Origin of the sequence: Streptomyces sp. DvalAA-14, from assembly GCF_900091855.1 — a bacterium.
Taxonomy (GTDB): Bacteria; Actinomycetota; Actinomycetes; order Streptomycetales; family Streptomycetaceae; genus Actinacidiphila.
The window spans coordinates 1-5,762 of the sequence record NZ_FMCH01000382.1 but is presented as its reverse complement, the minus strand read 5'-3'; the positions used below and the strand labels follow the sequence as shown (position 1 = coordinate 5,762).

Sequence of the window (5,762 nt, the reverse complement as noted above, 5' to 3'; positions counted from 1 at the left end):
CGCGGTCGAAGAAGCGGAGCATCTCCACCGGGAAGGGCATCACGAGGGTCGAGTTCTTCTCGGCCGCCACCTCGACCACGGTCTGCAGCAGCCGCAGCTGGAGCGCCGACGGGTTGGCGTCCATGGTGCGCGCCGCCTCGGACAGCTTCTGCGACGCCTGCAGCTCGCCGTCGGCGGTGATGATCCGGGCCCGCCGCTCGCGGTCGGCCTCGGCCTGCCGGGCCATGGACCGCTTCATGGACTCCGGCAGGGTCACGTCCTTGATCTCGACCCGGTCGATGTGCACGCCCCAGCCGGTGGCCGGGGTGGACAGCATCAGCTCCAGGCCCTCGTGCAGCCGCTCCCGGCCGGACAGCAGGTCGTCCAGGTCGCTCTTGCCGATGATGGACCGCAGCGAGGTCTGCGCAACCTGCAGCATGGCGAACTGGTAGTTCTGCACGTCCACCGAGGCACGGATCGGATCCACCACCCGGAAGTACAGCACCGCGTCCACCCGGACCGACACGTTGTCGCGGGTGATGCCGTCCTGCGCGGGCACCGGCATGGTGATGACCTGCATGTTGACCTTGGTCATCTTGTCGATGAAGGGGAGCAGCAGGCGCGGGCCGGGTTCCTTGGGCAGCCGGTTGACGCGGCCGAAGCGGTAGATCACGCCGCGCTCGTACTGCTTGACCACGCGCAGGCTGCTGGGCACCACGATCAGGCCGATGACCGCGAGGACGATCAGCAGCACCACGACGATTTCCATGTCCCGCTCCCCTTCACTGACAAGGGTGTGAAAATACTGGTGAACGCCGGGCCGTGGATGGGGAACGGCGATTCCTTGGCGGGAGCTTTGACGATCAGCTCGGGTCGAAGCGGGCCGCGGCCAGATAGTCCGGCCGCGGGTCGAGCGCGGCGGCCAGCCGGAAGTGGCGCTGCGCCTCGTCGGCGCGGTTGGACCGCTCCAGGGTGCGGGCCAGCGCGAAGTGCGCGAAGGCGTTGTCCGGCTCGCGCTCCAGGACGATCTGGAACTCCAGCTCGGCCGGGCGCAGTTGGGCTGCCGCGAAGAAGGCGCGGGCACGCAGCAGACGGGCCGCGGTGTTCTCGGGGTGGGCCGCGATCACCGGGTCGAGGAGCTTGACGGCGCCGCGCGGGTCGCGGGCGGCGAGCAATTGCTCGGCGGCGCGATAGTCGATGACGTGCGTTTCCGGCGTGCGTTTGGGCAAAGCCGCCTCCCTGTATCGGGGCACGGGTGACGACGCAGTCGTCCGATTCCAGATACCCCAACGCGGCCGATCGCAATCACATTCCCCGCGCCGGGCGCCCCCCGGGACCGCCGGGCGGCCGCTCAGCGCGCTGCGCGCAGCCGCTCCCACACGGCCCGGACCTGGGGTTCCAGCGCCTCCAGCGGTCCGTCGTTGTCGATCACGATGCTCGCCACGGCCAGCCGCTGCTCGCGGGTGGCCTGTGCGGCGATGCGGGCCCGGGCGTCGGCCTCGGTCATGCCGCGCAGCCGGACCAGCCGGTCCAGCTGAGTGGCCGGGTCGGCGTCGACCACCACGACCTCGTCGAAGCCGGCCGCCAGGCCGTTCTCGGTGAGCAGCGGTACGTCGCGGACGACGACGGCGGCGGGGTCGGCGGCCTGCTGGAGTTCCGCGGAGCGTCGGCCGACCAGCGGGTGCACGATCGCGTTGAGGGCTTCGCGCCGCGCCTGGTCGCCGAAGACGATCGCGCCGAGCGCGGGGCGGTCCAGGGTGCCGTCGGGGTTGAGGATCTGCTCGCCGAACTCGGCGACGACGGCGGCGAGCCCCTCGGTGCCGGGCTCCACCACCTCGCGGGCGATGCGGTCGGAGTCGATCAGCACCGCTCCGTAGGAGGCGAGCAGCCGCGCCACCTCGCTCTTGCCGGCGCCGATGCCGCCGGTCAGCCCCACTGTCAGCATGGCGACAGCCTACGGGGTGCCCGGCGGGCGGTCAGCGGCCGTCGTCCTCGCGGTCGGCGAGGAAGCGCTCGAACTCGGCGGCGAGGTCGTCGGCCGAGGGGAGGTCGACCGGGTCGGCGATCAGATTCTCCCGGGTCTGGGTGCCGGCGACGGCGTCGTACTGGCTTTCCAGGCCGCGCACCACCGAGACGAGTTCGCTGTCGCCCTCGGCCACCTGGCGGTCGATCTCGACCCGCACGGTGTGTGCCTCGTTGCGCAGCGCGTGCGCGATCTCGGGCAGCACCAGGCCGGTGGCGGCGGTGATGGTCTCCAGCACGGCCAGCGCCGCGTCCGGGTAGGGGGAGCGGGCCAGGTAGTGCGGGACGTGGGCGGCGACCCCGAGCACGTCCCGGCCGGCTTCGGCCAGGCGCAGCTCGATCAGGGAGGCGGCGCTGCCGGGCACCTGTGCCTCGTCGAACCAGGCGCGGTGACCCGGCATCAGATCCACCCGGTTGCCGTGCGGGGTCAGGCCCACCGGCCGGGTGTGCGGGACGCCCATCGGGATGCCGTGGAAGTTGATGGACAGCCGGACGCCGAGGCGCTCGACGACCTGCAGCACGGCGGTGCTGAACCGCTCCCACTCCACATCGGGCTCGGAGCCGGCCAGCAGCAGGAAGGGGGTGCCGGTGGTGTCCTTGACCAGGTAGAGGTCGATCTCCGGCGACTCGTAGGCGGACCAGTGGTCGCGCTCGAAGGTCATCAGCGGGCGGCGGGCGCGGTAGTCCACCAGCCGGTCGGCGTCGAAGCTGGCGATGAGCTGGTTGTCGAGGCGGTCCAGCAGTTGGCGGGCGATCTGCTCGCCGGTCTCGCCGGCGTCCATGTAGCCCTCGAAGTAATAGAGCAGAACCGGCCCGGTGTCACCGACCGCCTCGTCGACGGCTTCGGCCCCGCCCGGCACGTACTCGTACAGTCCTTGCGGATCCAGCACGGTGATCGTCCTCCTCGCTCTGTGTCACCCACAACGAACGGAACCTGCTCGCCATTCCCCGCCGCCGCACCCGAAGGGGTGGTTTGCGGCTGGGCGTTCGGCGCTACCCGGGCTCTCCTGGAGCGGACGCGGCATCGGACTGGCATCGGACTGGCATCGGACACGGCATCGGACGTCGGATCGTATACCGGCTGAAACGGGCCGCGGGCCCGCATCCGGAAAGGATGCGGGCCCGCGGTCACCGGTCGGTGTCCTGGATCAGGACTGGCCGCCCGCGAGCTTCTCGCGGAGGGCGGCGAGGGCCTCGTCGGAGGCCAGCGCGCCCGAGGTGTCCTCGGACTCCGAGGAGTACGAGCCACCGCCGCCACCGGAGGCCGGGGCGGGCGCGGCGGTGCCGGCTTCGGCGGCCGCCTGCTCGTCGGCTTCGCGGGACTTGATGACCTGCGCCTGGTGCTGCTCGAAGCGGGTCTGGGCCGTGGCGTACTGGCCCTCCCACTCCTCGCGCTGCTTCTCGTAGCCCTCGAGCCAGTCGTTGGTCTCGGGGTCGAAGCCCTCGGGGTAGATGTAGTTGCCCTGGTCGTCGTAGGACGCGGCCATGCCGTACAGGGTCGGGTCGAACTCGACCGAGGCCGGGTCGGCGCCGAACGACTCGTTGGCCTGCTTGAGCGACAGCGAGATGCGGCGGCGCTCCAGGTCGATGTCGATGACCTTGACGAAGATCTCGTCGTTGACCTGGACGACCTGCTCGGGGATCTCCACGTGGCGCTCGGCCAGCTCGGAGATGTGGACCAGGCCCTCGATGCCCTCGTCCACCCGGACGAACGCGCCGAACGGAACCAGCTTGGTGACCTTGCCGGGAACGACCTGGCCGATCTGGTGGGTCCGGGCGAACTGCTGCCACGGGTCTTCCTGGGTCGCCTTCAGCGACAGGGACACGCGCTCGCGGTCCATGTCGACGTCCAGGACCTCGACCGTGACCTCCTGGCCGACCTCGACGACCTCGGAGGGGTGGTCGATGTGCTTCCAGGACAGCTCCGAGACGTGCACCAGGCCGTCGACACCGCCGAGGTCCACGAACGCACCGAAGTTGACGATGGAGGAGACGACGCCGGAGCGCACCTGACCCTTCTGCAGGGTGGTGAGGAAGGTCTGGCGGACCTCGCTCTGCGTCTGCTCCAGCCAGGCACGGCGGGACAGGACCACGTTGTTGCGGTTCTTGTCCAGCTCGATGATCTTCGCCTCGAGCTCCTTGCCCACGTAGGGCTGGAGGTCGCGCACCCGGCGCATCTCCACGAGCGAGGCGGGCAGGAAGCCGCGCAGGCCGATGTCGAGGATGAGGCCACCCTTGACGACCTCGATGACGGTACCGGTGACGATGCCGTCCTCTTCCTTGATCTTCTCGATCGTGCCCCACGCGCGCTCGTACTGCGCACGCTTCTTCGAGAGGATCAGGCGCCCCTCCTTGTCCTCCTTCTGGAGAACAAGGGCCTCGATCTCATCGCCCACCTTGACGACCTCATTGGGGTCGACATCGTGCTTGATGGAGAGCTCGCGGGAGGGGATGACACCTTCGGTTTTGTAACCGATGTCGAGCAGGACCTCGTCCCGGTCGACCTTCACGATGACGCCGTCGACGATGTCGCCGTCGTTGAAGTACTTGATCGTCTCGTCGATCGCCGCGAGGAAGGCTTCCTCGTTGCCGATGTCGTTGACCGCCACCTGCGGGGTGGTACGAGGGGCCTCGGTGCTGCTCGTCATTAGGGAAAGGACTCCGGTACGGACAGTAAGTCGTAGGTACTGCTACGCCGGGAACCCTTTTCGCTCCTGCCGAATTCCGGACAGCCACCGGGGCCGAGAGGTCTGCAACAGTGTCGAGCGCGACCTGCTATGTCTGAGGCGCGCAGGCTCGCAGCGCAACTTGTAGCATACGGGGGCAGCCGGGCAGGGTCAATGCACGAAGAGCGCACGACGCGCGTAACCGGCCGAACCGGAGCAACTCGCCCATCCGCAGGTCTTCAGCAGAGAGTACGACGACTGCCGCGATGATCCAAGCACCTGAACCTGAAGCTACCCGTCGTATTGCCGGTGGCACCGAGAGCAGCCGGGCCAACCGCCACTGGTGGGACCGCAACGCGGACGACTACCAGCTGGAGCACGGCGACTTCCTCGGCGACGCCCGCTTCGTGTGGGGCCCGGAGGGGCTGGACGAGGCGGACGCCGCGCTGCTGGGCCCCGCGGCGGCCCTGAAGGACCGGGCGGTGCTGGAGATCGGCGCCGGCGCCGCGCAGTGCTCGCGCTGGCTGGCGGCGCGCGGCGCCCGTCCGGTGGCTCTGGACCTGTCGGCGCGGCAGCTGCAGCACGCCCGGCGGATCGACGAGGAGGTCCCGGGCGCGTCGGTGCGCCTGGTGCAGGCCGACGCCGGCGCGCTGCCCTTCGCCGACGGCTCCTTCGACCTGGCCTGCTCCGCGTACGGCGCGCTGCCGTTCGTCGCGGACACCGCCCGGGTGCAGCGGGAGGTGCGCCGGGTGCTGCGCCCCGGTGGGCGCTGGGTCTTCTCGGTCACCCACCCGGTGCGCTGGGCCTTCCCCGACGAGCCGGGCCCCGACGGACTGACCGCCGTCAGCTCCTACTTCGACCGCACCCCGTACGTCGAGCAGGACGACCGCGGCCTCGCCGTCTACGTCGAGCACCACCGCACGCTCGGCGACCGGGTACGGGAGATCGCCGCCGCCGGGCTGCGCCTGGTCGACGTGGTGGAGCCGGAGTGGCCGGACTGGAACGAGCAGGAGTGGGGCGGCTGGTCGCCGCTGCGCGGCCGGCTGCTGCCGGGCACCGCGATCTTCGTCTGCGTGGCCGAGTGAGGCTGCCCGC

6 protein-coding genes are annotated in these 5,762 nt (G+C 70.3%); 1 reads left to right on the top strand and 5 read right to left on the bottom strand.

Annotation, left to right across the window (positions count from 1 at the left end; translation table 11 throughout):
* From GA0115240_RS19775 to rpsA, 5 genes are all read right to left on the bottom strand, one after another.
* Positions 1-748: slipin family protein (locus GA0115240_RS19775; protein WP_093738062.1), on the bottom strand; the 748-nt coding region annotated here is incomplete at its 3' end.
* A 94-nt stretch (positions 749-842) separates the two neighbouring features.
* On the bottom strand, positions 843-1,208 hold the full coding sequence (locus tag GA0115240_RS19770; RefSeq protein WP_093738060.1) for a tetratricopeptide repeat protein: 366 nt from the start codon (positions 1,206-1,208) through the stop codon (positions 843-845).
* A 122-nt stretch (positions 1,209-1,330) separates the two neighbouring features.
* Positions 1,331-1,924: a dephospho-CoA kinase gene (gene coaE / locus GA0115240_RS19765; protein WP_093738058.1), complete on the bottom strand. Its 594-nt coding sequence runs from the start codon at positions 1,922-1,924 to the stop codon at positions 1,331-1,333.
* A gap of 31 nt (positions 1,925-1,955) precedes the next feature.
* On the bottom strand, positions 1,956-2,891 hold the full coding sequence (locus GA0115240_RS19760) for a PAC2 family protein (protein ID WP_093738056.1): 936 nt from the start codon (positions 2,889-2,891) through the stop codon (positions 1,956-1,958).
* A 258-nt stretch (positions 2,892-3,149) separates the two neighbouring features.
* Positions 3,150-4,649 (bottom strand): 30S ribosomal protein S1, encoded by a 1,500-nt coding sequence (gene rpsA / locus GA0115240_RS19755; protein WP_093738054.1) that lies wholly within the window; start codon positions 4,647-4,649, stop codon positions 3,150-3,152.
* 284 nt (positions 4,650-4,933) lie between these two features.
* Here rpsA and GA0115240_RS19750 point away from each other — a divergent pair, with 284 nt between their 5' ends.
* Positions 4,934-5,752: a class I SAM-dependent methyltransferase gene (locus tag GA0115240_RS19750; RefSeq protein WP_093738052.1), complete on the top strand. Its 819-nt coding sequence runs from the start codon at positions 4,934-4,936 to the stop codon at positions 5,750-5,752.
* The last annotated feature ends 10 nt before the right edge of the window (positions 5,753-5,762 follow it).